We start from the raw sequence: 23,542 nt of genomic DNA on the forward strand, positions 1-23,542 counted from the left end.
GCTCTGTCGACGATCTTGTGATCGTGGGTGTGTGCGTGTCGCCGGGCCGTCCAACATGGACTGTGGTAGATGATCGCGGTGCGATATTGGGCTGACCGCACCGCATGCCCGGTACAGCCCGCCGTTGCGCTCGGCCCTGACCGCGATCGCGGTCGCCCTGGCCGGTCGTCCCGGCGCCCGGCTGGCCGCGGCGCTGGGCCCGCGAGCTGGCCGCGATACCTTGCTCGAGCTGCTGCGTGGCCTGCCAGACCCGGACGCCGGTGAGATCACCGTCCTCGGCGTCGATGATTTCGCCCTGCGCAAAGGCAGGATCTACGGATCGGTCCTACTGGACATGCTCACCCACCGCCCGGTGGACGTGCTGCCGGACCGGGAAGCCGCCGCCCCTGAGGTGAAGCGAGGGCTCTCCGTCAGGTCACGCTTCGGCGCAGGCTGATGCGGTAGGAGTAGTGCTCCGGCAGGAAATGGCTGATCGCCAGTTCCACCGGGCGATCTTCGGTGTCGAGGTACAGGCGATCGATCCGAAGCAGCGGGTGTCCTTCGTCGCAACCCAACGAGGCTGCGGTCGATGTATCGGCTACTTCAACGGTGATGCTTTGCTGTGCTTCGGCGATAGGAGCCTTCAGCTTGGCGTCGAGAAGCCCGATGATCGTCGCCTCGCTGGTCGATCCGGCGCTCAGAAGGCCCGGCATGGACGAAATCGTGGCCGCGACGTCCGGCGGCAGATGGACCGTGGTGAGGCAGAACGGTGTGGTGTTGTGCAGCCGTCTGAAAGTGATGCTGTGCACCGCGTCGGAGGCCAGCCTGAGCCGGCTCGCCGCGGTGACGTCGACGTGGCGGTGGAGCGGAACCGTCACCTCCAGATGTGTATCGGCCGACAGGCTCATCAGGTCCTCCACCGAGCCCATCTGGCGGATGTACCTGCCATCCTTCGGTGCCGCAAAAGTGCCACGGCCGGGAACCCGGTGCACCATTCCTTCGGCCACCAGGTCCTGGAAGGCGCGACGGACCGTTTGGCGACTCAACCGATAGTGCTCGGCCAGCTCGGCCTCGGTGGGCAGCCGTTGTCCGTCCGCGAAACGGCCCTGCAGAATCTGGCCGCGTAGCTCACGCGCCAGCGCCTGGTAACTGCTCTCCGGTCGACGGGTGCTCATGTACTGGTTTCGTCTCTATCGAGGACTGGCGCCGTGCCGTGCCAGCCGGACCGTTGATCGCCTGGCGCTCGGCAGGTGCAAGGACAGGACGGTCCGGCATTCTACGGCCTCGTTCGACGCGCACTTCCCAGGGCCTGCCGCGCCGCTGCGCGCGACGGCCGCCGGGCTAGGCGAGAACGGCCACGAATCGCCAGTCCAGGACGTCGTTCTCACCGCCGATGGCTACCGTCCGCACCCGGGAGCGAAGATGAGCCAGGCCGCCGCCCCGAGCCAAGGGCTCCAGGCCTCTGACGCAGGCCCACGACAGTCGTGGCCGTGGTCAACGTGTCGCCCAGGCAGGGTGCGCGCCGGAACACGACCCCCCCCCCCCCGGGTAGAACAGATTCGCCGTAACGGTGTGGGTGGCGATTGTGGACTGTCCGATGGCTACGTCCCAGACCAAGGCCGGGTAGGCGAGCGCCGATGCCGACCGTAGGACCCGTTGTGACAGCTCTCGATCGAGGGCGAGCGGCAGACGACAGCCGACCGTTGCCTGGTGTGCGGCCGCCAGACCTTCGGTGAGGGTAACGGAAGGACCGGCCAGGGCAGCACGCGCCGCCGGCTTCGCGGCTGGGGTCACCGGGTCCTCGAGGTCGTACACCACCTCGTCAGCACCCAGGCGGTGAGCCTTTGCAAGTTTTGCCGGTTCCGACGCCGGCACAGACAGGCACGACCGACGCGCCACACCCTCGCTCGACACAAAGGTCCTCTCTGCGAGGCAAGGCTGTGTGGCCTCTCTCAGGAACGTGCGGAGCAAATGTCCGGCCAAATATCACCAAGCGTGGTGCTGGTGTCAACCCCGCCGCTCGCGGACGTGACAGACACCGTACCCGCCGGTATGTGACGAGCCGCTCCCGGGCTTGACACCCGTCTTGGCGCGCAAGAATATGGCCGTACAAATGGTGAACCTCATGAAGGGCGTCCGCGCCGTTGACTCAGCATCGTAGGGCTGACCCTGCTGCCGGCGGACTCCTCGCCGGCATGCGGGTCGTCGAGGTGTCCACATTCGTCGCGGCGCCGCTCGGCGGGATGACGCTGGCCCAGCTCGGCGCCGACGTCATCAGGGTCGACCCGATCGGCGGCGCGCCGGACCACACGCGCTGGCCCCTGGCGCCGTCTGGGACCAGCCTTTACTGGGCGGGGCTGAACAAGGGAAAGCGGTCGTTGTGTGTGGACCTCCGCTCGCAGCAGGGGCAAGAGATCGTCACCCGACTGATCACAGACTCAGGCAGCGACGGTGGAATCGTGCTCACCAACGCGGTCGGCCGATCCTGGTTGTCCTACGATGCGCTGGTCAAGCACCGGGCTGACCTCATCCACCTGCAGATCAACGGCCACCACGACGGAACACCGGCGGTCGACTACACCGTCAATGCGGCGGTGGGCTTCCCGCTGGTGACCGGGCCTCAGGGGCACGCCGACCCGGTGAACCATGTCTTGCCGGCGTGGGACATCGCGTGCGGCCTGTATGCAGCGCTGGCGATCGTGAGTGCCGAGCGTCATCGGCGTCTGACCGGGCAATCCCAGCGTCTGAGTGTCGCGCTCTACGACGTCGCTCTGGCCATGGCCGGCAACCTCGGCTTTCTCGCCGAGGCCGAGGTCGGCAAGGCGGCGCGGCCACGTCTTGGAAACTACCTCTACGGCGGGTTCGGGCGCGACTTCACGACCCGAGACGGTGGCCGGGTCATGGTGGTGGCGTTGACCGGCCGTCACTGGCGAGACCTTGTCGCCGTCACGGACCTGGGCGAGGCGGTCTCGGCGCTGGAAGGTGCCCTCGGCGTGGACTTCTCTCGCGAGAACGACCGCTTCGCGTATCGCGAGGTTCTCGCCGGGCTCCTGCAACGTTGGTTCGGCGATCGAACGCTCGCGGTCGTCCAGCGACAATTGACGGCCACATCGCTGCTGTGGTCCACGTACCGCACGTTTTCAGAGCTCGTCGACGAGCACGTGGCAGGGATCCGGACCAATCCGATGATGGGGGTCATCGACCAACCCGGCGTTGGTCAGCACCTGGCACCCGGGTCCCCGCTCTCCACAGGTGGGCCAGAGCGGCCTCGGCCGGTGCGCGCTCCCGTGCTCGGTGAGCATACGAACGAGATTCTCCGCGATGAGCTGGGCCTGTCGGAGTCGGACATCGATGCTCTGCGAGCTCGCGGAACAGTGGCCTCAGGGAAGGTTCGACGTTGAGCACGAGCAGAGGCAGGGCCGCGGGCCACCTGCAGCAGACCGATGGATTGACCGAAGATCAGCAGGATCTGCTGAAACTGGTGCGCGAGTTCGTGAACGAGCAGATCATCCCCGTGGCCAACGAACTGGAGCACGCCGACGAGTACCCCACCCAGATCGTCGAGGGCATGAAGCAGATGGGCATCTTCGGCCTGATGATCCCTGAGGAGTACGGAGGGCTGGGTGAGTCGCTACTGACGTACGCGTTGACGGTCGAGGAGATCGCGCGCGGGTGGATGAGCGTCTCAGGCATCATCAACACGCACTTCATCGTTGCGTACATGCTCTTGCGGCACGGCACCGAGGAGCAGAAGCGGAAGTACCTCCCGCGCATGGCCGCCGGCGACGTGCGCGGCGCGTTCTCGATGAGCGAGCCGGGCTGCGGCTCGGACGTCTCGGGCATCAGGTCCAAGGCGGTGCGCGGCGACGACGGCACCTGGACGCTGACGGGGCAGAAGATGTGGCTCACCAACGGCGGTTCGGCCAACCTCGTGGCCGCACTGGTCAGGACGGAGACCGGCGCGGACTCGGTCTACCGGAACATGTCGACCTTCCTCATCGAGAAGCGGCCCGGTTTCGGCGAGACGGCCCAGGGGATCGTCGTTCCCGGCAAGATCGAAAAAATGGGCTACAAGGGGGTCGATACCACGGAACTCGTGCTGGACGGCCACCGGACGGACGACGGTCAGCTGCTTGGCGGCGAGCCTGGTCGCGGCTTCTATCAGATGATGGACGGCGTCGAGGTCGGGCGGGTGAATGTCGCGGCTCGGGCGTGCGGGGTCTCGATGCGGGCGTTCGAGCTTGGTATCGCATACGCCCAGCAACGCGAGACGTTCGGGAAGAAGATCGCCGACCACCAAGCGGTGCTGTTCCGGCTGGCCGAGATGGCGACGAAGGTCGAGGCCGCACACCAGATGATGGTCATGGCCGCCCGAAAGAAGGACGCGGGGCAGCGTAACGACCTCGAGGCCGGCATGGCCAAATATCTCGCCAGTGAGTACTGCACGGAAATCGTCGAGGATTCCTTCCGCATCCACGGCGGCTACGGCTACTCGAAGGAGTACGAGATCGAGCGCCTGTACCGCGAGGCGCCGATGCTGCTCATCGGTGAGGGTACCAGCGACATCCAGCGGATGATCATCGGACGCCGGCTGCTGGAGGACTACAAGCTTTCGCAATGACCTACTGCCTCGGCTGACACGCAGATCTTTCACGATCCCGGTATGCGACCAGCGCGTCCAGATCGCAATGGTCGTAGTGCTCGTGGGAGATCAGCACGCCGTCGTCCAGATGGTCACGAGTACTCCTTCATCGTCGCCGCGACCGGGGAGGCCGGCGGGCCCACGGTGCCGGCCCCGTGCGCGCGGGCGGCTACGCCGTCCAGCGTGGGCACGGCGGCAAGCAGGCGCTTGGTGTACTCGTGCCGTGGATGATGGAAGATCTGCTCGACGTCGCCCGACTCGACGACCTTGCCGTCCTTCATCACCAGCACCCGGTCGCTGACGTGGTAGATCACGCCGAGGTGGTGGGAGATGAAGACGTACGAGATCCCGAACTGTGCCTGCAGGTCGGCCAGCAGGTCCAGCACCTGGGCCTGGATGGACACGTCGAGCGCCGACACCGGCTCGTCGCACACGATGACTCTCGGCCGCGGCGCGAGCGCCCGGGCGATCGCGACGCGCTGCCGCTGCCCGCCGGACAACTGTGCGGGCCGGCGGTCCAGCACCTGCGCGTTGAGCCCCACCTGGTCGAGCAGCTCAAGCACGCGTGCCCGGCGCCCAGACCGGGGCAGCCCGGCCACCGCCAGCGGTTCGGCGATGATCCGGTGCACCGGATAACGGGGATCGAACGAGCTCAGCGGATCCTGGTACACCACTTGGATCCGCCTGCGGAGCGTGCGCTGCTCCCTGGCGTCGATCTCGCTCCAGATCGTGCCGTCGACGTCGACGGTGCCGGAGTCCGGGCGTTCGAGGTCCAGCAACAAGCGCGCGGTGGTGGTCTTTCCCGAGCCGGACTCGCCGACGATGCCCAGTGTCTCGCCCGCGTGCAGCCGCAGGGACACGTCGTCGACCGCGGTCAGCACGCCGTGACCGGCCACGCTGAACGTCTTGACCAGGTTCTTCGCCTCAAGCACGATCTCGGCGCCGATGATCGGCCGCGGCTGGGCGACGGAGCCGCCCGCGGTCGGCGACAGCCTGGTGCCGCGCGCGTGGGCGACCGGCACGGCGGCAAGCAGCTGGCGGGTGTACGGATGTCGCGGATCGTCGAGCACCTGCCGGGTCGGGCCGTGCTCGACGAACACGCCGTCCTTCATGACCAGCACGTGATCGGCCACCTGGGAGACCACGGCCAGGTCGTGGCTGATCAGCAGCAGCGCGGTCCCGGCGGCTTTGCGCTGCGCGAGCAGCCGCAGGATCTGCGCCTGGACGGTCACGTCGAGCGCGGTCGTGGGCTCGTCGGCGATGAGCAGCACGGGATCGGCCGCGATCGCCGACGCGAGGAGAGCCCGCTGGCGCAGCCCGCCGGACAGCTGGTGCGGATACTGACCGGCCCGGATCTCGGGCTCGGGCACGCCGACCTCGCGCAGCAGGTCGATCACCTTGTCATCGACCGCGGAGCGCGGCACCGTGCGGTGCGTGCGCAGCGTCTCGCCGACCTCGGCGCCCACCTTGCGGGCCGGGTCGAGGGATACCAGCGCGTCCTGCAGCACGAACCCGATGCGCCTCCCCCGCAGCCGGCGCCACCTGCCCTCGGGCAGGCGCCGCGTATCGATCCCGTCGATGTGCAGCCGGTCCGCCCGCACGGCCGAGTCGCGTCCCGCCAGGCCGATGAGGCTGCGCGCGGTGACGCTCTTGCCCGACCCCGACTCGCCGACCACGGCCACGCTCTGGCCGGCGGCGATGGTGAAGGAGATGCCGCGCACGGCGTGCACCGCCGAGCGGCCCGACCCGAACGTGACGCGCAGGTTCTCGACGTCGACGAGGACCGGCGCCGCGGGGCGCGGCTCGGCCGGGGTCGGCTCGGTCGTGTTCATCGCGGGGTACGCCCTTCGACTCGTAGCTGCAGGAACTGGCCCGCGACCGTGATCGCCAGCACCGTGCCGGTGATGGTCAGCCCCGGGAAGATCGCCGGCCACCAGGCGACGGTGAAGTACGCCCGGCTGCTGGACAACATCGCGCCCCACTCGGCGGTCGGTGCCTGCGGGCCCAGGCCGAGGAAGCTCAGCGAGGAGCCGGTGCCGATGGCCGCGCCGACGCCGATGGTGGCCAGCACCAGCACCGGCCCGAGCGCGTTGGGCACCAGGTGCCGCAGCACGACCTGCGGGCGCGACCAGCCCAAGGCCCGAGCGGCCTCGAGGTAGACGGCGCCGCGGATTCGGATCACCTCGCCGCGCACCACCCGCGCGTAGCCGGGCGTGGTGATGAGCGCCAGGCCGATGATCGAGTTGCGCACACCAGGACCGAGCACGGCGATGACCAGCAACACCAGCAACAGCCCCGGTATCGACAGGAAGATGTCGAGCAGCCGGTTCACGACCGCGTTCACCACCCGTCCGCCCTGCGCGGCCAGGACGCCGATCACCGCGCCGCCGGCGAGGGCGAGCGCGGATGCGCTCAGCCCGATCAGCAGGGACAGCCGCGCGCCGGTGACCAGGCGGGCGTAGATGTCGCGCCCGTTCTGGTCCGTGCCGAACCAGTGCTGGGCGCTGGGCGGGTTGAGCGTGTGCTCGATGTCCGCGGCGTTGGGGTCCGTCGAGGAGAGCAGGTGCGGCCAGGTCGCGGCGAGGACCAGCACCAGGATGAAGGCGAAACTCAGGGCGACGCCGGGCCGCCACCTGGCGAGGGCGGTCATCGCTCGTCCCGTTCTCGGGGCTCGGCCGCCGCCGGCACCCGCAGCCGCGGATCCAGCAGCGGATAGAGCGCGTCGACGGCGAAGTTGACGACGACGTACACCGCGGCCGAGATCAGCACGACGGCCGATACCACCGGGAAGTCGCGCTGGGTGATCGCCGCGACCGTCAACTGCCCGAGCCCCTGCCGGGAGAAGACGCTCTCGACCACCACCGCTCCGCTGACGAACGCGCCGATGAGCCAGCCCGTCAACGTGATGACCGGCAGCACCGCGTGCCGTAGCGCGTGCCGCAGCAGCACCGCCGTCGATCTGAGGCCCCGGGCCCGGGCCGTAGCGATGAACGGCTCGTCGAGCACCCGTTCCAGCCCTTGGCGCAGCACCTGGCTGAGCATCGCCGCCGGCGCGAGGCCGAGCGCGATCGCCGGGAGCACCAGGCCGGCGAGACCGTTGGCGCCGATCGCCGGGAACCAGTGCAGCTGGAACGAGAAGACGGTCAGCAGCAGGATGCCGAGCCAGAAGGAGGGCACCGCGACGCTGACGACCTCGGCCGTGGCGAACGGGCCGCGGATCCACCGCGGCCGGTTGGCCGTGGCCACCGCCACCACCACCGAGCCGATCACCGCGAAGCCGACACCGCTGAGCAGCAGTGCGAACGTGGACCCGAGCTGCTCGCCGATCGTGTCCGAGACGGGCATGCCCCGGTTGTAGGAGTGGCCCAGGTCGCCGTGCAGCAGCCGGTTCAGATACTCGAGATACTGCGTCCACAGCGGCTTGTCCAGCGCGTAGTCGTTGATGATCTGCGCGCGGATCTGCGGCGTGACCCGAGACTGCCCGATGATCGCGTCGACGATGCTGCCGGGGATGAGGTGCAGCGCCAGGAAGGTGACCGTGACCGCGCCCCAGAGCACGACCAGCGCGGAGCCGACCCGGCGGACGACAGCGGCGCCCACCGCGCGGGCAGAGGAGGCGCTCAGGCCTGCCCTGCCCCGCGCGTCGGCGACGAATGTGACGCTCACTCATGCTTCCAGGCGTCGTAGAACGTCGGGAACGCCTGTGGCTCGAACACCACGCCGTGGACCTTGCCGCTCGAACCGAGCAGGTAGTTGAATACGTATACTGGGAATACGGCGACCGCGCCGGTGATCCGGTGCTGGGCGTCGCCGTACAGCTCGGCCTGCTTCGCCAGGTCGGTCGTGCCCAGGGCGTCGATCAGGTCCTGCTCCACCGCCGGGTCGTTGAAGTTGGCGGCGTTGGTGCCGAAGCTGCCCTTCGGCAGGTTCTCGCTGCCGAACAGGGTCCGCAGCGCATCGGGTGACGACCGCTGCCAGCTGAAGTCGGCCAGGTCGTAGTTGCCGTTGGCGGCGTCGGTCATGAAGGTACCCAGGTCGGGATTGGTGTTGTTCACGTAGATCCCGATCTGCTTGGCGGCCGCCTGGATCTGGTCCGCCAACGTATCGCGCTGCTCCCGGGCGTACGCCTTGAGGAACGGGTGCACCACGGTGAGCCGGACGCCGTTGCGCGTGCGGTAACCCTCGCTGTCGCGGCCTGTCCAGCCGGCGGCGTCGAGCAGCTTGTTCGCGTCGTCGGCGTTGTACACGTACGCCGACTCGATCGACTTGTCGTAGCCGACGGTCGTCGGCGACAGCGGGCCCTTCGCGGGCTGGAACTGGCCGAAGTAGAGCTTGTTGACGATCGTCTGCCAGTCGATGCCTGCACGGAAGGCCTTGCGGACGTTGATATCGGCGAAGACTCCCCGGGAAACGTTCGGGTAGTAGTTGTAGTTGCCGCCCGGTGCGGCGGCGGACTGGATCTGGAATCCGGGGGTGCTCTTCAGCTGCGCCACGTCGACCGGCGGCACGCTGGCGATCGAGTCGATCTGCCCGCTGGTCAGGGCGCCGTAGCGCGACGCGTCCTCGGGCACGATCTTGATGGACAGATTGGCGAGGTACGCGGGGCCGTTGTGCGCGGCCGTTTCCGGCGCCCACTTGTAGGCGTCGTTGCGGACGTAGTCGATGCCCTTGCCCTTGCTGTAGCCGTCGACGCTGATGAACGGGCCGCTGCCGACCACGTGGGTGCACAGGTCCGCCGGCGACTTCTTCAGCGTGCCGGGCGCCTCGATACCCAGGTAGGCGGAGGCGAGGGTGGGCAGGAACGCCGAGTTCGGCGACTTGAAGTGCACCTGCACGTGCGTGGCGTCGACCACCGTCGTGCCGCTGTAGGTGGCTATCGTGCCGGCCGCGAGCTGCGACTTGGTGGCAGGATCGACGATGTGGTCGAGGTTGGCTTTCACCGCCGCGGCGTCGAACTTCTCGCCGTCGCTGAACGTCACGTCACCGCGCAGGGTGAACGAGTACGTCAACTGGTCGGCGGAGACCGACCAGTCGGTGGCCAGCCACGGATGGATCGTGCCGTCGGCGCTCAGCGACACCAGCGAGTCCAGGATCGGCCGGGCGAACAGCCCGTCCACGTCGGCTGGGCTCTGGTGCGGGTCGAGGCAGGAACCGTCGCCGTTGACCGCGAAAGTGAGGGTACCGCCGCTGACGGGCGTCCCGGCATCGGACGATCCGCCGGCGGCCGTTGCGGTGCAGGCCGACAGCGTCGCCAGCATCGGGACGGCCAGGGCCAGGGCTGCGGCGGTACCGCGGCGTGATGAAGTGCGGGGGGTGGGCATGAGGGGTGTCACTCCTTGCGAGTGTCCAGGGACGTCAGGGGGTGGTCGCCGGGCCGGCCGGTTCAAAGGTTCGGATGGTGCAGAGCACACCGAGTGCCTCGACCAAGCTGGATCGTTCGAGCTCGAGAAGGTCGCGGCGCAGGCGCAGCTCGACCAGTTCGGCCTTCACCTCGTCGGTCATGCCGACCGGAAAGGTCGCCCGATCCAGCTCCGGATGCGCCTCGAAGAACGACGTCAGGTATTCCTCGCATCGCTCCCGGATCACCGGCGTCCGCTCGACGATGACGCCCAGCTCCTTTTCCTCCCCGGTGCTGAACACGTAGGTGGGTATGTGGCTGCGTCCCTCGAACGGGTAGGCGTCCGCGACGTCGCGGGTGGTGTCGTCGCGGACAAGCACATGCAGCCGGATTTTGCCGGTCTCGTCCGCGATCCGGGCCAGGATCGGCAGGTTGGCCGCGACGTCGGGGCACCAGTCCTCGACGATCGCCAGCACGTCGATCGGCTCGTCGATTCGGTCCAGCACGACGCGGTCGCGGTCGTCGAGCTCGGTCGCCGCGTAGTTCTCCCGGAACGTGGCGGTGAACGTGCTGGACCTGGCGACAAATTGATCGAAGGTGATGGCTTGCGTGAAGGCTCGGGCGCGCCGGCCTGGTGAAATGGACATTTTGCGGTCCCTTCGGGTCCGTTAGTGTGCGGTGCGATCGCCCGGATGCGTCGAGTGCGGAGAAGCCGGAGCGGCTACTCCCGCAGCGGGTCGGCGAATGCGGCATGCAGCCGATGCAGGCCACGGTCCGCCGGACGCCGGAGGATCGGCGGACGGACCGTGACGGATGCGCTGTGGTTGGTCTTTGTACTCCCTCGGCCGAGGCCCAAGGTCAGGGCCGCGCGCTTACCGCCGGTCGTTGTGTGGTCGTGTCATCGCCCGGGGCCCGGCCAACAAGCCGGGGCTGAACGCTGGCGCTCGCAACACGGCCTGTCCGAGTCGGCCGCAAGGACCGACAGCCGCAACGATAGGGGCCCGCCGGGCAAATGTCTATCAAGCCCATAGGATTAACAACAGTCGTGCGGATCACAGGTCCAGCGGCCCCGGCCGGCCCGGCACGGCGTTCCCGAAGCCGCAGACGCAAGGTTGGCCAACCTCAGCCCGCTGGCGTTAGTTCCACAATGGACGGCTAGGCGCAGCGCACCCGCGCCGCCCCGGCTCCGGCGCGCCCCGGGCGGGCCGTCCCGCCACTGGACAACCGGGGTGGCACCCCATATCGTGTGCACGATAACCGGTGGCTTCCCCCATTTAGCCGGAGAGAGGATGCACGGGCCAATGCGCGCAGTTCAGTTCGACCGGTTCGGTCCCCCAGAAGTGCTGCACGTCAGAGAGGTGCCCGCGCCGACGGCGGGCGAGGGTGAAGTGCTCGTCGACGTCCACGCGGTGGGTGTGGGTGGTGGGGAAACCATGTTCCGTTCCGGCGCGCTGCGGCGCGTCCTGCCCTACCGCTTCCCGCAGGGCGTGGGCAACGATTTCGCCGGGCGCGTCGCGTCCGGCGGTGCAGACGGCCTGCGTGCGGGCGACGCGGTGTACGGCCTCATGCCGTACCGCACGTTCGGTAGCCTCGCCGATCGCATCGCCGTCCCCGCCGGCAAACTCGCCGCCGCCCCGCGCGACGTCGACCTCATCCACGCCGCGGCCCTGCCGTCGTCGGGCACCACCGCGGTCACCGCCCTGGTGGACAAGGCGGCGCTGCGCGCCGGCGAACGGCTGCTCGTCCGCGGTGCCGCCGGTGGTGTCGGCAGCATCGTCGTACAACTCGGCAAAGCCCTCGGCGCCCACGTCACGGCGCTCGTCAGCGCCCGCAACCTCGCGTGGATCCGCGAACTGGGCGCCGACGCCGCCTTCGACTACCGCGCCATCGCTCCCGGCGATCTGGGCAAGTTCGACGTCGTCGTCGACATCGTCGGCACCGACCTGGGCGCCTACCGGTCCCTGCTCACCCGGCGCGGACGCATGGTCCTGCTGGCCATGGACCCGAACCGGATCATCGCGTCGGCCGCTTACACAGTCTGGGCGAGCGCCACAGCACCCAAGCGGGTCAAGTCGTTCAGCAACAACCCGTCGGCCGAGATCATCGCCACACTGACCAGCTTCGTCGACTCGGGCGCGATCCGCCCGGTGGTCGATTCCGTCTTCCGCATGGAACAGACCGCAGAGGCCCACGCCCGCCTGGAGGCGGGCGGCGTGCGAGGCAAGTATGTGATCGCCCTGAAAGACCCGAAAGGGACGACCTCCGAGGCATGACACCCCGGCCCCGGCGAGGCCGGCCGGATGCCGGCCGCGGGGTGTTCGAGGTCGAGTCGGAGCCTGGCGTCGTCCACAGTCCAACTGCCCGTCGGAAGCGGTCATCTAGGCTGGACACACGTTGCAAGCGTCCCGCCCCGCTATCATCAGCGCCGCCAACGAGGTAGGCGACGCGAGAAATGGTGACCGATGACCAAGATCCGCAGCAAGCAACAACTCATCGAGGCTGCTGCCAAGGTGTTCACCGAAAAGGGCTACGAAGCGGCCCGCATCGAAGACATCGGAGCCGAGCTTGGCGTCTTGCAGGGAAGCCTGTACTACCACATCGGCAGCAAAGCCGGGTTGCTGCGGTTGGTGCTCAGACATCGCTTCAACGACATCACGGAGCGTATCGAGGGGATCTCACAGAGTTCCGACCAGCCTCCGGTGAAGCTGCGCCAGGCGATCGAGGCGCAGCTGCACTACGTCGACCCCCACCTGCCCGAATTCCCGCAATGGTTCAGCAGTCCCGCAGCGACCAAGGAGACCAAGGAGGAGGTGGAGCACGATCGGCAACTGATTGCCAGGTTTCGCGGGAGCTGGCAAAACATCCTTACCGAGGGCATCGAGTCCGGCGATGTGCGCGACACGGTCGACCCCTCCATCGCGGTGCTGTCGATCCTGGGGATGTGCAACACCGTCGCCCGCTGGCACGACTGGGCCGATGAGCGGTCGCCCGACGAGATCGCGGATCTCCAGTTCGACATGATCTGGGCCGGCATCGCGGCCGCCGGCCGTCAGGGCCGGTCCAGAAAACTTTCAAACCGTAGTAGAATCAAACGGAGTTCAGAGTAGACTCACCCGCATGACGCGTACGGGCGTGGCGAGGGCCAACGGCATCGAGATCTGCTACGAGACCTTTGGCGACCCCGCCCGTCCCGCGATGCTGCTCATCATGGGCCTCGGGGTTCAGCTCACGGCATGGGAACCGGAGTTCTGTCAGGCGTTCGCAGACCAGGGGTTCTACGTCATCCGATACGACAACCGCGACACCGGCCTCTCGACGAGGTGCGAGCCGGGAACCTCGGGCACCGAAGACGGGGCCTACACGCTTTATGACATGGCCGCGGACGGGATTGGCCTGCTCGCCACGCTCGGCATCGCGCGTGCACACGTCGTCGGCGCGTCCATGGGCGGCATGATCGCGCAGGCGATGGCGATCCGATATCCCGACCAGGTGCTCTCCTTATGCTCCATCATGTCCACGACCGGCGCGCCCGGCGTCAACGCGGCCGATCCCCGGGCGCTCGGCGCGGTGACCGCCACCGAGCCGGAGACACGCGATGACGCCGTGCGCAGCGCCGTCGCCCGCGCTCGTCTCCTGGCGGGCGGAGGCTTCTCCTTCGACGAGCCGCGGGTGCGCCGCCGCGCCGCCGCGGCCTTCGACCGGGCCAACTACCCGGCGGGCAAACAGCGCCACCGTGCCGCCATCGCTGCGACCGGCGACCGGACGGAAGCACTTCGGCAGCTGCGGTTGCCCACGGTCGTCATCCACGGAGACAGCGATCCGGTCATGACACCGAGTTGCGGGAAGGCGACCGCGGCCGCCATACCCGGCGCGAAGTTGGTCGTGATCGCCGGCATGGGACACGAGATTCCGCTCGGCGCGCAACCACAGATCATCGAGGCGGTCGTGCGCAACGCGAGGCGTACCTTGACATCGAGCGACCTCCACTAGCCCGGCCCGCACATGGACCGGCCCTCGATCCCGAAGTCGCCCGACGAGCTCACGGACACCTTTCGCGCTATCTGGAGCGCGCGTGGCGCGGCGATCTCGTGGACCTTCGACGTACCGCCCTGCCCCTACGACCCGGGCCATTTGGCGGATCTGACCGCGAGCCAGCGGTGGGTGAGCTACCTGCCGCCGGAGCTGGCCACCCCGGCCAACCGCCGGCTGCTGGCAGCCATCTTCCCGAGCATGCGCAGCTACGCCGCCCACCCGGACAACGCTTTCACCAACGACGGTGACCGCTCCGGCTGGTTCGACTACGACGCGGCCATCGACGCGCCTTACCGCGGCACCGAGGAGCCTCAGCTCGTCGAGCGGCTGGCGAAGGAGCAGCGGACCCTGCTGAGCCTGAACGAGTACATCGTGGCGAGTCAGGACAGCAAGGTGTTCACCGGGCGCTATCTGGACGAGCGGTCCACCTGGGCGCGCATCGGCAGCCGCCTGGACGGCCGGCTGGTCGCCGCACGGTTCGACGGCAGCGAGATAGCTGAGGGCTTAGGCAACGAGGAACCGGTGGACGGGTCGCTGCTCGTCGCCTATGACCTGGAGCCCGCGGATCATGGTTCGGTTCTTGGCGCCCGCTCGTCCGGCCGACCGGCCGCTCCCCGCCGGAGCGCCGCCGACGCCGGGGCCAGCATGCCGATCCGACCCGGCGCAGCAGCGCCTGCCAAGGCGCGGACGAAACCAGATCCCGCCGCCGCGTGGCGTTCGATCACCGCCACCTACCTCCGTCTGGGCTTCCACAACGAGCTCGGCATCAGCGCCGAGGCGTACGTCGCTTCGCTGCCGCGCTTTACCCGGCAGCCCCCCGGCTACCGCGATCGACTCGGCGTACCGCTCCTCATCGAGCCGCGGTTACCCTGGCAACGGCAGGCCCAGCTCGCCGGCATCGCCTTGTCGAACGGATCACGCACCAGCACCTACCGACCGTTCGACCATAGATCGGAGCTCCCCGACCGCCCATACGCGGCCTGGTTCAACGATTGGGCGCAGCGATTCGCCGAACCGATAGCGCCGGGCGACGCACGTCGACAACTGGCCGAGGACGAGATCGGTGCCAACGTGCATGAACTCGTTGCCATGGAACTCGCCCACCCGGAGCTGAGCCTCGCCGGGCGGTTCTTCGAGGCGATCGGCGCCGTCACGCATCGGATGCCCGACGTCAGCGTCGCCAGCGGTACCGGCCGCGACCGGTTCCCATGCATCTTCCACTGGCGCGGACGCGCCGAGGTCGGCGCCAACCTGAACCCGGTCGCTTTCTCCATCTTCTGCCCGCTCATCCGCGGTGCGCTCATCACAACCGCCTGATCGGCGGTCGCAGCATAGAGGAGGACCTCGTGCCGAGGGACTACATGCACGAAACGCTACAACGGCACGTCGCCCGGGGCGAGGCCGATTCGGGATACTGGTGGGACGAGGACCGCATCCCGCTGGACACCATCGACAAGCGGGTGCCGGAGCTGCTCGACCTGACCGGGAAGAAGGCCGTCGTCACCGGTGGCGCCGGGCTCAACCTGGGCCAGGCGTGTGTGAACCGGCTGGCCGGGCTCGGCGCCGACGTCGCCGTCGTCGACCTCGAGCCGGACGCTGCCCAACGCTCCGGCCGGCAACGGTGGGCGGCGCTACCGGACGCGGAGGGTGTCGCGCAGCAGGCGGCGAAGAAGTGGGGCGCCAACGTCTTCCCGGTCTATGGCGACGTCATGCACTGGGACAGCGTGCAGGACGTGCTCGCCCGATGCCATGACCGCCTGGGCGGTATCGACATTCTCGTGAACAACGCGGCGGACACGGCCAACGGCGACTTCGCCACGATGACGCGAGAGGACATCGACCGATCGGTCCAAGGCACGCTCGTCGGCACGCTCTACTGCTCCCGCGTCGTCCTGGACTACATGATCCCGCAGGCCAGCGGTCGCATCATCAACATCGGCTCGGAGGCGGGCCTGTCCGCGATGCCTCGTCTCACCCTGTACGGATCGCTGAAGGCGGGCCTCGCGACGTTCACGAGGTTTCTGGGCAAGGAGGTCGCCCACCACGGCATTCAGGTGCTAGGCGTGAACGCCGGATCCATGTGGGGCCCGAACCGGCCGGTGCCCACGGACGTGGCGGAGACGCTGTATCCCCGGGCTCGGACCGCCATCCAGCGCTACGAACTCCCGGAGGAGGTCGCCAACATGGTCGCCTTTCTCGCCTCGGACGCCGCGAGCTGCATGACCGGCACGATGGTCGACATGGGTGGCGGAATGTCGATCTAGGAGGCGGCCCGCTGCCGCCACAGGCGGTTGTCGGCAGCGGGCCGGTTCCTCAGGTCGGCCGGGTCTCCCCCGTGATCCCGTCCTCGATCTCGGAATCCAGCCGCAGCGCGATCCTCTTCATCCGCTGCAGCTCCGCGACCTGCTCGCGAATCGCTTCTGGCAGAGCCGCGAGATCCGCATCGGCTCGGCCGAGCCCGTACGCGTCGCACGCAGGGATGGCCCGGTGCCCGCGTTCGGCCCGCATCAACGCTTTCCGGCGCAGCGCGGCCGCTACGTATGGCTCCAGTTCCTGTTGCTTGCGACGTCGCTGCTCGACTGCCCGCGCCGCGAACCCGGGGAGCACGTCCCGGCCGAACAGCCGCAGCGATTCGCAGACCTGCTCGTGGTCCATCCGGCCGGCCTGGTGCGCGAAGATCGTCTGGTCGACGCCGGCCTCCTCGAACGCCCGAAGATGTGCGGCGATCTCTTCGGGGGTGCCGATGGCGTGCGAGCCGCGCAACGGCAACTCTCCGCCGAATCGCTCGCGTACCGCGAGATATCGCTCCCAGAGGTCCGACCGCCCCGGGCGGTGCCGGCCGAAGCTGTAGTAGTGCCGCACGGCAAACGTGAAGAAGCCTGCCGCCTCGGTCCCCCGTTGGGCAGCGATGTGTCCATCGGCATGGCAGTAGAACGGGTTGAGCATGGCGACATTCGGGTTGACGGCATGACCGATGGGGACGCACTCGCGTTTGAAGGTCTCGTAGTAGTCCTCGACCACCCTTGCCGCCTCGTCCGGGTCGTGGAACCCGTGCGCGAGCGCGCCGACGCCCAACCTGGCGGCGAGGCGGATTGACGCATCGTCCGAGCACGCCATCCACAGCGGCGGGTGGGGCCGCTGCGCCGGCTTCGGCACCACGTTGCGAGCGGGCATCGAGAAGTACTGGCCTTCGAAGCCCGGGTAGGGCTCCATCGTGAGCATGTCCGCGACCTGTTCCAACGCCTCGAGCGACATCGCTCGCCGATCGTCCGGCGTGATCCCGAAGCCTTCGATTTCCATCCGGGACTTCGAGTCGCCGACGCCGAACTCGACCCTGCCGTTCGATACCAGGTCCATCGTGGCGACCCGCTCGGCCACCCGCGCCGGGGCGTTGTAGCCGGGTGGCATCAGGATGACGCCGTGGCCCAGACGGATCCGTGAGGTCCGTTGACTGGCCGCGGCGAGAAAGACCTCGGGCGCCGACGAGTGCGAATACTCCTCGAGGAAGTGCTGCTCGGGCACCCACGCATAGTCGATACCGAGTCGGTCGGCGAGCTCGACCTGCGCGAGCCCTTCGTGGAACAGGTTCAGCTCGGCGCCGTCGGCCCAGGGCCGAGGCAGCTGGTGCACGAAGTACAGGCCGAACCGCATCGCTCGATCACCAAGCCGGGACGCGGACTCGCGTCGTTTCGATGACGGAGCTGTTGGTCCGCCGGCGGATGCTTTCCTCGTCCCCCACCGCGCTCAGGATGAACAACGTACGGCCGTCGGAGCCACCGAGGCAGCATGCGAGAGGCATCTTCGGCCCCACATGCACCCGGGCAGTCACGGTGCCGCCCTCGAGCACCCGGCGGCACTCGTGCTCGCGCGGCGACGCGACCCAGACGCCGTTTTCGACGTCGACCGAGATCCCGTCCGCGCTTCCCGGCCGCAGGTCGGCCCAGACCCGGCGATTCGTGAGTGATCCGTCGCCGGCACGGTCGAATCCGATGAGCCGGGAAGCGGGAAACTCCGCGACGATGTACTGGCTGCCGTCGGGCGTGATGCAGGGCCCGTTCGGCGCATCCATCTCCTCCGCCACCACTCGTGCGGCGCCGTGGGGTTCGACCAGGATGATGTTGCCGTCGCCGTGCAGCGGCCGGGGCGCATACGCGTTGTGGGTCCCGATGGAACCTACGTACGCACGGCCGAATCCGTCCACGACCATGTCGTTGAGGCCACCGACGGCGAACTCCGAGAGGTCGGCATGCACCCGGAGGGACCCGCCCCGGTCCAGCGCGAGGATCTCCGGATGGCCCATGTTCGCGACGAGCAGCGTTCCGTCCGGGAGAAAGCCGAGCCCGCACGGCAGGTCCTTGCCGCTGAGCTGCAGCACGACGTCCGCACGGCCGGCCTCGTCGACGGTCATCACTCGCTGGGCGAAGATGTCGGAGAACCACAGCCGGCCGTCGTGCCAGCGGGGCGCTTCCGCGAATCGCAACCCGTCGAGAAGCAGCCCGGGTGGGACGTCAGAGCCGCGCAAGGCGGTGCACTTCTTCGACGGCTCGCAGCGTGTCGGCGGCGGCCGGTGGATCGGCGGCGAGGCCGGCCATCCCCGCCTCGGCCCAGCGATCCATCGGCAGCGGCACACCCGGATGGTTGTAAAGCAGCACGATCAGCCGGTCGGCACCCGCGTCCTCGAAGACGTGCTGGATCGGCGGGCTCGCGTCCCGGACTCCGACCGAGATCTCGATGCTCGCCGGGTCGCGTCCGATGCGTTCGCACTCCGCGGTGATGGCGCGTCGCCCGGCGGCGACGTCTTCCGGGGTGACCCCCATCGCGATCCATCCGTCGCCCCAGGCGGCGATCCGTTTGAACGCGGCTTCGGATGGGCGCGCTCCGATGATCACCGGCGGATGCGGTCGCTGTACCGGCAAGGGGTCGCAGATGACATCGGGAAACTTGACGAGCTCACCGTCGTAGCCGGCGGATCCGTCGCGCCAGAGCCGCTTCATCGCCTCGACCGCTTCTCGCGTGTACCGCCAGGGCGTGTCGGCGGCGGTGTTGAAGAGTTCGGTGACCTCGCGCAGCCAGCCGGTGCCGATGCCGAAGAGGACCCGTCCGCCGGAGAAGTTGTCCAACGTGCTCACCGACTTGGCGAGGATGAGCGGGTGGTGTTCGGGGACGAGGCAGACGCCGGTGCCCAGCTTGAGTGTCGTGGTCGCGGCGCCGACGAAACTCAGCAGGACGAACGGATCGGCCATCTGGCCGTAGACGGCCGGAATCGCGCCACCGGTCATGGGGTACGGCGTCGCCGGCTTGGTGGGAAGCACGGTGTGCTCGGGTGCCCAGAACGACTCGAAACCGGCGTCCTCCAGCGCCCGTGCCAGGGTTGCCGCGTCGACCGTGTAGCCGGTGACGAAGAACTGAACTCCGATCTTCACGCGCTTCCCTCTCTCGGGCCCGGGCGAGCGCGCCGAGCCACCACCATTTTCTACTGACATTTGACTTTTGGCGATGCGCTCAAGCTAGGTCCACTCGCACGCCCCGTCAAGTCGCGGCGCCAGGGCCCGCTCGCCACCCTCCGCGATGACACGCGCGTCCCTCGACACTCACCATCCACCGTGCTAGCTTCGCGGTGCCGCCAGATTCAAGTCTCATTCGAATTTTCGAGGGAAGTGGTCCGATGCGCGTTGGCGTCCAGTTCAACTGGCAGAATTACACGGACTGGGAACGGTTCCTGGAGAAGAGGCCCGACCCGCCCAAGGTCAGCGATCAGCAGATCTACGAGGAGGAGATCCACCTCGCCGGCCTCGTCGAGCCGCTCGGCTTCGATTCCTATTGGGCGATCGATCACCACTTCACTCCGTACGTCATGACCGGCGGCGCGCTGCAGCACCTGACGTACTTCGCCGGGAAGACCAGCCGGATCGACTTCGGGACCATGATCGTCGTGCTGCCCTGGTACGACCCGCTCGTGATCGCCGACCAGGTCAGCGTGCTGGACAACCTCCTGCAGGGCCGCCGGCTCACACTCGGCGTGGGGCGGGGCGCCGCGATCCGCGAGTTCGATGCCTTCCGGGTGCCGATGGGCGAGGCGCGCGGCAGGTTCAACGAGTCGCTCGAGGTGCTGCGCCGGGCGCTCCAGCAGGAGTGGTTCTCCTACGACGGCGAGTACTACAAGATTCCCCAGACGACCATCCGGCCGACCTTCCGCAACCCGCAGGCGATCATCGACGGCATGCGGATCGCATGGAGCAGTCCCGAGACGCTGCCGGTGGCGGCCAACGCCGGCCTCGGCATGCTGATGACGAACCAGAAGAGCTGGGACGACTACGGACAGGACGTCGCCGCCTTCAACAGCGTCCGCGCCGAACGCGGATGGGCGCCGGTACAGCCGGTCGTCGTCGTCCGGGCGGCGTGCTTCGAGACCGAGCACGAGGCATGGGATGCGATGTCCCGGCACTCGCTCGAGTCGTCGCGAAGCAGCCGGCTGCACTACCAGTTCGACGACGTCGAGCGCTTCCGCAACACCAAGGGGTACGAGCAGTACGCGAAGCTTGGCGAAACCGTGGCCAGCGACGACGTGATCGTCGAGAAGAGCGCGCGGCCGCAAGCCTGGGGAACGCCGGAGCAGGTGTTCGACAAGCTCCAGACGATCCAGCGCATGACCAGTGCCGAGGAGTTCGTGCTCAACTTCAAGTTCGGCACCATGCCGGCCGAGCAGGCGGAGCGGTCGATGCGGTTGTTCGCGACCGAGGTGCTGCCGCGTCTGCAGGCCATACCCGCTTCGCTGGACCCCAGCATGCGCGGCGCGGCGACCGGCCCGGGGCACGCCGCGTTCGTCGCGGACGAGACGCCCACCCGGCTGGGCTTCTGAACCACCGTTCGCCGCGGGCGCTGCCGAACAACGATGTCGGCAGCGCCCGCGGCGCCGTGCTGACCGGCGACTCGCGGCGATCCCGCGGTCAGCGCAATTGCAGCGCCGCGCGGGCCTGCTCGACGGTCGCGATCTCAAGGTCGAGATCCTCGGCGAGCGTGCGGGCCCGGGACACCAGGCCGACGTTGCCGTTGGCCAATTCACCCTTGCGCAGGTAGAGCGCGTCTTCGAGGCCGGCGCGGCAGTTGCCGCCCAGCGCGAGCCCGATCGCGGTCAGTTCCAGGTTGGCCTTGCCGATGGCGATCACCTGCCAGGCGGCCCCGGGCGGCAACCGCCGGACCATCATCAGCAGGTTGTCCGCGGTGGCCGCCATCCCGCCCCGGACACCGAGGACGATGCTGAACTGCAACGGCTGGACCAGCAGCCCTTCGTCCAGCAACCGCAGGCATGCCTCCAGGTGACCGGTGTCGTAGATCTCCAGCTCCGGTTTGACGCCCAGCTCCCGCATCCGGGCCGCCAGCCGGCGAACGCCGAGTGGAGGATTGCGGAACTCGCCGTCGGCGAAGCTCATGCTGCATGGATTCAGGGTGGCCATCGTGGGGCGCAGCTCGACCAACGCCTCGCGCTCCTCGAACGGCACCGACAGGCCGACGCCGGTTGACAGCTGGATGAGAATCGGGCACCGCTGGGCAATGAGGTCCATGGTGCGCCGCGCCACGTCAAGGTCGGCTGTCGGCTTGTCCTGTTCGTCGCGCAGGTGGATGTGCGCGACCGCGGCCCCGGCGTCGTAGGCGGCCGCGACCTGATCGGCGATCTCCTGCGGCTGGGTCGGCAGGTACGGATTGTCGGCCTTCGAGGCGATCGGCCCGGTCGGCGCGACGGTGATGATGACGCTCATCGGCTGGTTCGCTCCTCCATCCACTCGCGGCCGGCGCGGCGGTCCCGCTTTCAGGCCGCTCGCCGACGCCGCTTCACACGTACGATATCTGGAGTATGATATCTCAACATTGCCACCCACAGAGAGTTGCCAACCGTGGCCGACCCGATCACCGTCTCCGTCGTCACGCACCGCCTCGAGGCCATCGTCCAGGAGATGGGGGAGGCGATGCTGCGCACCGCCTACTCCCAGATCCTCAACTCCAGCCGCGACTTCTCCACGGCCATCGTGGACAGCCGTTGCCGGCTCGTCGCGCAGGCCGAACACGTGCCGATCCACGTGGGGTCGATGCCGTGGGCGGTGCGCGCGGTCGCCGAGTTCTTCACCGACCGCGTCCGGCCCGGGGATGTCTACCTGCTCAACGATCCCTACCACGGCGGCAACCACCTGCCGGACCTCACCGCGTTCGTGCCGGTCTTCTTCGAGGACCGGCTGATGTTCTGGTCGATCAACCGCTCACACCAGAGCGACATCGGCGGCTCGACGCATGGCGCCTACAACCCGGCGGCGACCGAGATCTGGCAGGAAGGCATCCGCATCACCCCCCTGAAGCTGTACGACGCGGGGGAAATCCGCGACGACGTCATGCAGATGATCGCGACGAACGTCCGGCACGCCGACGATTTCCTCGGCGACCTGCGCGCGATGATCGGCTCCGCGCACGTCGGGGAGCGCCGGATGCTGCAGCTGCTCGCGGAATACGGCACCGAGACGGTGACGGAGTCGATCGAGCAGATCCTCGACAGCGCCGAGCGGGAGACCCGCGCCTGCATCAGCACCTGGCAGGACGGTGTCTTCCACGGCGAGGCGATCCTGGACGACGACGGTCACGGCACGAGCGACATCCACATCCGCGCCGAGGTGACGGTGCGCGGCGACGCGCTTACCGTCGACCTCAGCGACTCCCATCCGCAGGTGACGGGATTCATCAACTCGTCGTACCCGAACATGATGTCGGCCGTACACATGGCGGTCGCCTTCCTCATCGAGCCCCGCACGCCCAAGAACTCGGGAACCTTTCGAGCGGTCGATGTCATCGCCAAGCAAGGCACGGTGGTCTGGGCCGCCCCGCCGGCGCCGGTCACGCTCGCGACGAACCACTGCGCCCAGGAGATCGCCGAGTCGGTCATCAAGGCCATCGCGCAGTCCTGCCCCGACCGCGTCTTCGCCGGCTGGGGCCGGCGTTTCCGCATCGCCATCAAGGGCGTGAACCCGCGCACGCAGCGGCAGTTCATCTGGCACCTCTTCCACGCGCGCCCGGGCGCCGGTGCATCGCCGGCCGGCGACGGCTGGGAAACCGCGGGCGAGGGCCAGGCGATGGGCGGCTCCAAGTTCGGCTCGGTGGAAGTGGCCGAGACCCGCTTCCCGCTCTTCTTCGAGCACCATGAGTTCCGCCCGGACTCGTTCGGCGACGGCAAGTATCGCGGCGGCGCCGGGTCGGTGCTGCGGCTTCGCATGGAGACGACCGAACCCGCCGTCGCCAACACCGCAGGCGACGGGATCCGGCACCCCTCCTACGGCATCCTCGGCGGACACGACGGGCAGCCGCACCGGTACCGCCTCTTCTCCGGCGGCACCGTCCGCACGCTCAAGACCAAGGAGGTCGACATCCCGGTGCTGCCCGACGACGTCTTCCTCGTCGAAGCGGCGGGCGGCGGCGGTTACGGGGAACCCGCCGAGCGATCGGCGGGTTCCCGCGACGCGGATCTCGCCAACGGCTTTGTCACCGAACAACCGGCCGCGAGGGGTTGACCT

21 protein-coding genes and 1 riboswitch are annotated in these 23,542 nt (G+C 68.4%); of the genes, 10 read left to right on the top strand and 11 right to left on the bottom strand.

Annotated features, from left to right (window positions below):
* Positions 1-124: 124 nt before the first annotated feature.
* Positions 125-436, top strand: coding sequence for a hypothetical protein (locus tag ACQPXD_RS34570; protein WP_432825517.1), 312 nt, complete (start codon positions 125-127; stop codon positions 434-436).
* On the opposite strand, the gene ACQPXD_RS34575 is transcribed toward ACQPXD_RS34570, so the two are convergent.
* Together ACQPXD_RS34575 and ACQPXD_RS34580 are read right to left on the bottom strand one after the other, a co-directional pair.
* Entirely contained in the window at positions 411-1,154 is a 744-nt protein-coding gene (locus ACQPXD_RS34575) for a GntR family transcriptional regulator (RefSeq protein ID WP_432825518.1), read from the bottom strand. The genes ACQPXD_RS34570 and ACQPXD_RS34575 overlap by 26 nt on opposite strands.
* Before the next feature lie 319 nt (positions 1,155-1,473).
* Entirely contained in the window at positions 1,474-1,893 is a 420-nt protein-coding gene (locus ACQPXD_RS34580) for an aldolase/citrate lyase family protein (protein WP_432825519.1), read from the bottom strand.
* A 281-nt stretch (positions 1,894-2,174) separates the two neighbouring features.
* On the opposite strand from ACQPXD_RS34580, the gene ACQPXD_RS34585 reads away from it, so the two are divergent.
* Positions 2,175-3,380, top strand: a complete 1,206-nt coding sequence (locus tag ACQPXD_RS34585; RefSeq protein ID WP_432825520.1) for a CoA transferase — start codon at positions 2,175-2,177, stop codon at positions 3,378-3,380.
* A complete protein-coding gene (locus ACQPXD_RS34590) occupies positions 3,377-4,600 on the top strand; it encodes an acyl-CoA dehydrogenase family protein (RefSeq protein ID WP_432825521.1) in 1,224 nt (407 codons plus the stop codon). Before ACQPXD_RS34585 ends, ACQPXD_RS34590 begins: the two co-directional genes overlap by 4 nt.
* A gap of 113 nt (positions 4,601-4,713) precedes the next feature.
* Here ACQPXD_RS34590 and ACQPXD_RS34595 read toward each other — a convergent pair whose 3' ends face one another.
* The 5 genes from ACQPXD_RS34595 to ACQPXD_RS34615 are packed head-to-tail and all read right to left on the bottom strand — an operon-like array spanning position 4,714 to position 10,606.
* Positions 4,714-6,453 carry a dipeptide ABC transporter ATP-binding protein gene (locus ACQPXD_RS34595; protein ID WP_432825522.1) on the bottom strand — a complete coding sequence of 580 codons (1,740 nt, stop codon included), beginning with the start codon at positions 6,451-6,453 and terminating at the stop codon, positions 4,714-4,716.
* The gene (locus tag ACQPXD_RS34600; protein ID WP_432825523.1) at positions 6,450-7,271 is read right to left on the bottom strand and encodes an ABC transporter permease; all 822 of its coding nucleotides are present in this window, start codon (positions 7,269-7,271) and stop codon (positions 6,450-6,452) included. The genes ACQPXD_RS34595 and ACQPXD_RS34600 overlap by 4 nt, the downstream gene beginning before the upstream one ends.
* On the bottom strand, positions 7,268-8,287 hold the full coding sequence (locus ACQPXD_RS34605; RefSeq protein ID WP_432825524.1) for an ABC transporter permease: 1,020 nt from the start codon (positions 8,285-8,287) through the stop codon (positions 7,268-7,270). Before ACQPXD_RS34605 ends, ACQPXD_RS34600 begins: the two co-directional genes overlap by 4 nt.
* The gene (locus ACQPXD_RS34610) at positions 8,284-9,942 is read right to left on the bottom strand and encodes an ABC transporter substrate-binding protein (RefSeq protein WP_432825525.1); all 1,659 of its coding nucleotides are present in this window, start codon (positions 9,940-9,942) and stop codon (positions 8,284-8,286) included. The genes ACQPXD_RS34605 and ACQPXD_RS34610 overlap by 4 nt, the downstream gene beginning before the upstream one ends.
* A gap of 34 nt (positions 9,943-9,976) precedes the next feature.
* Positions 9,977-10,606 (bottom strand): thioredoxin family protein, encoded by a 630-nt coding sequence (locus tag ACQPXD_RS34615; RefSeq protein ID WP_432825526.1) that lies wholly within the window; start codon positions 10,604-10,606, stop codon positions 9,977-9,979.
* Positions 10,607-10,822: 216 nt separating this feature from the next.
* Positions 10,823-10,911: riboswitch (SAM riboswitch) on the bottom strand.
* 406 nt (positions 10,912-11,317) lie between these two features.
* On the opposite strand from ACQPXD_RS34615, the gene ACQPXD_RS34620 reads away from it, so the two are divergent.
* From ACQPXD_RS34620 to ACQPXD_RS34640, 5 genes are all read left to right on the top strand, one after another.
* Positions 11,318-12,232: an NAD(P)-dependent alcohol dehydrogenase gene (locus tag ACQPXD_RS34620; protein ID WP_432825527.1), complete on the top strand. Its 915-nt coding sequence runs from the start codon at positions 11,318-11,320 to the stop codon at positions 12,230-12,232.
* A gap of 189 nt (positions 12,233-12,421) precedes the next feature.
* Positions 12,422-13,066 carry a TetR/AcrR family transcriptional regulator gene (locus ACQPXD_RS34625; RefSeq protein WP_432825528.1) on the top strand — a complete coding sequence of 215 codons (645 nt, stop codon included), beginning with the start codon at positions 12,422-12,424 and terminating at the stop codon, positions 13,064-13,066.
* Between the two features lie 10 nt (positions 13,067-13,076).
* On the top strand, positions 13,077-13,949 hold the full coding sequence (locus tag ACQPXD_RS34630) for an alpha/beta fold hydrolase (protein ID WP_432825529.1): 873 nt from the start codon (positions 13,077-13,079) through the stop codon (positions 13,947-13,949).
* A 12-nt stretch (positions 13,950-13,961) separates the two neighbouring features.
* A complete protein-coding gene (locus tag ACQPXD_RS34635) occupies positions 13,962-15,308 on the top strand; it encodes a hypothetical protein (RefSeq protein ID WP_432825530.1) in 1,347 nt (448 codons plus the stop codon).
* Between the two features lie 29 nt (positions 15,309-15,337).
* Positions 15,338-16,255, top strand: a complete 918-nt coding sequence (locus ACQPXD_RS34640) for an SDR family NAD(P)-dependent oxidoreductase (RefSeq protein ID WP_432825531.1) — start codon at positions 15,338-15,340, stop codon at positions 16,253-16,255.
* Positions 16,256-16,304: 49 nt separating this feature from the next.
* On the opposite strand, the gene ACQPXD_RS34645 is transcribed toward ACQPXD_RS34640, so the two are convergent.
* Genes ACQPXD_RS34645 through ACQPXD_RS34655 form a run of 3 tightly spaced genes read right to left on the bottom strand, consistent with a single transcriptional unit; the run spans position 16,305 to position 19,414 of the window.
* The gene (locus ACQPXD_RS34645) at positions 16,305-17,642 is read right to left on the bottom strand and encodes an LLM class flavin-dependent oxidoreductase (RefSeq protein ID WP_432825532.1); all 1,338 of its coding nucleotides are present in this window, start codon (positions 17,640-17,642) and stop codon (positions 16,305-16,307) included.
* Between the two features lie 7 nt (positions 17,643-17,649).
* The gene (locus tag ACQPXD_RS34650) at positions 17,650-18,513 is read right to left on the bottom strand and encodes an SMP-30/gluconolactonase/LRE family protein (protein WP_432825533.1); all 864 of its coding nucleotides are present in this window, start codon (positions 18,511-18,513) and stop codon (positions 17,650-17,652) included.
* A complete protein-coding gene (locus ACQPXD_RS34655) occupies positions 18,500-19,414 on the bottom strand; it encodes an LLM class F420-dependent oxidoreductase (RefSeq protein ID WP_432825534.1) in 915 nt (304 codons plus the stop codon). The genes ACQPXD_RS34650 and ACQPXD_RS34655 overlap by 14 nt, the downstream gene beginning before the upstream one ends.
* A 242-nt stretch (positions 19,415-19,656) precedes the next feature.
* Between ACQPXD_RS34655 and ACQPXD_RS34660 the strand changes: the two genes are divergently transcribed.
* Positions 19,657-20,850, top strand: coding sequence for an LLM class flavin-dependent oxidoreductase (locus tag ACQPXD_RS34660; RefSeq protein ID WP_432825535.1), 1,194 nt, complete (start codon positions 19,657-19,659; stop codon positions 20,848-20,850).
* A gap of 88 nt (positions 20,851-20,938) precedes the next feature.
* Here the strand turns inward: ACQPXD_RS34660 and ACQPXD_RS34665 are convergent, their stop codons facing one another.
* A complete protein-coding gene (locus tag ACQPXD_RS34665) occupies positions 20,939-21,748 on the bottom strand; it encodes a 3-keto-5-aminohexanoate cleavage protein (RefSeq protein ID WP_432825536.1) in 810 nt (269 codons plus the stop codon).
* Between the two features lie 135 nt (positions 21,749-21,883).
* Between ACQPXD_RS34665 and ACQPXD_RS34670 the strand changes: the two genes are divergently transcribed.
* A complete protein-coding gene (locus ACQPXD_RS34670) occupies positions 21,884-23,539 on the top strand; it encodes a hydantoinase B/oxoprolinase family protein (RefSeq protein WP_432825537.1) in 1,656 nt (551 codons plus the stop codon).
* The last annotated feature ends 3 nt before the right edge of the window (positions 23,540-23,542 follow it).

The sequence above is a fragment of the Dactylosporangium sp. CA-092794 genome (assembly GCF_050948465.1).
Classification (GTDB): Bacteria; Actinomycetota; Actinomycetes; order Mycobacteriales; family Micromonosporaceae; genus Dactylosporangium.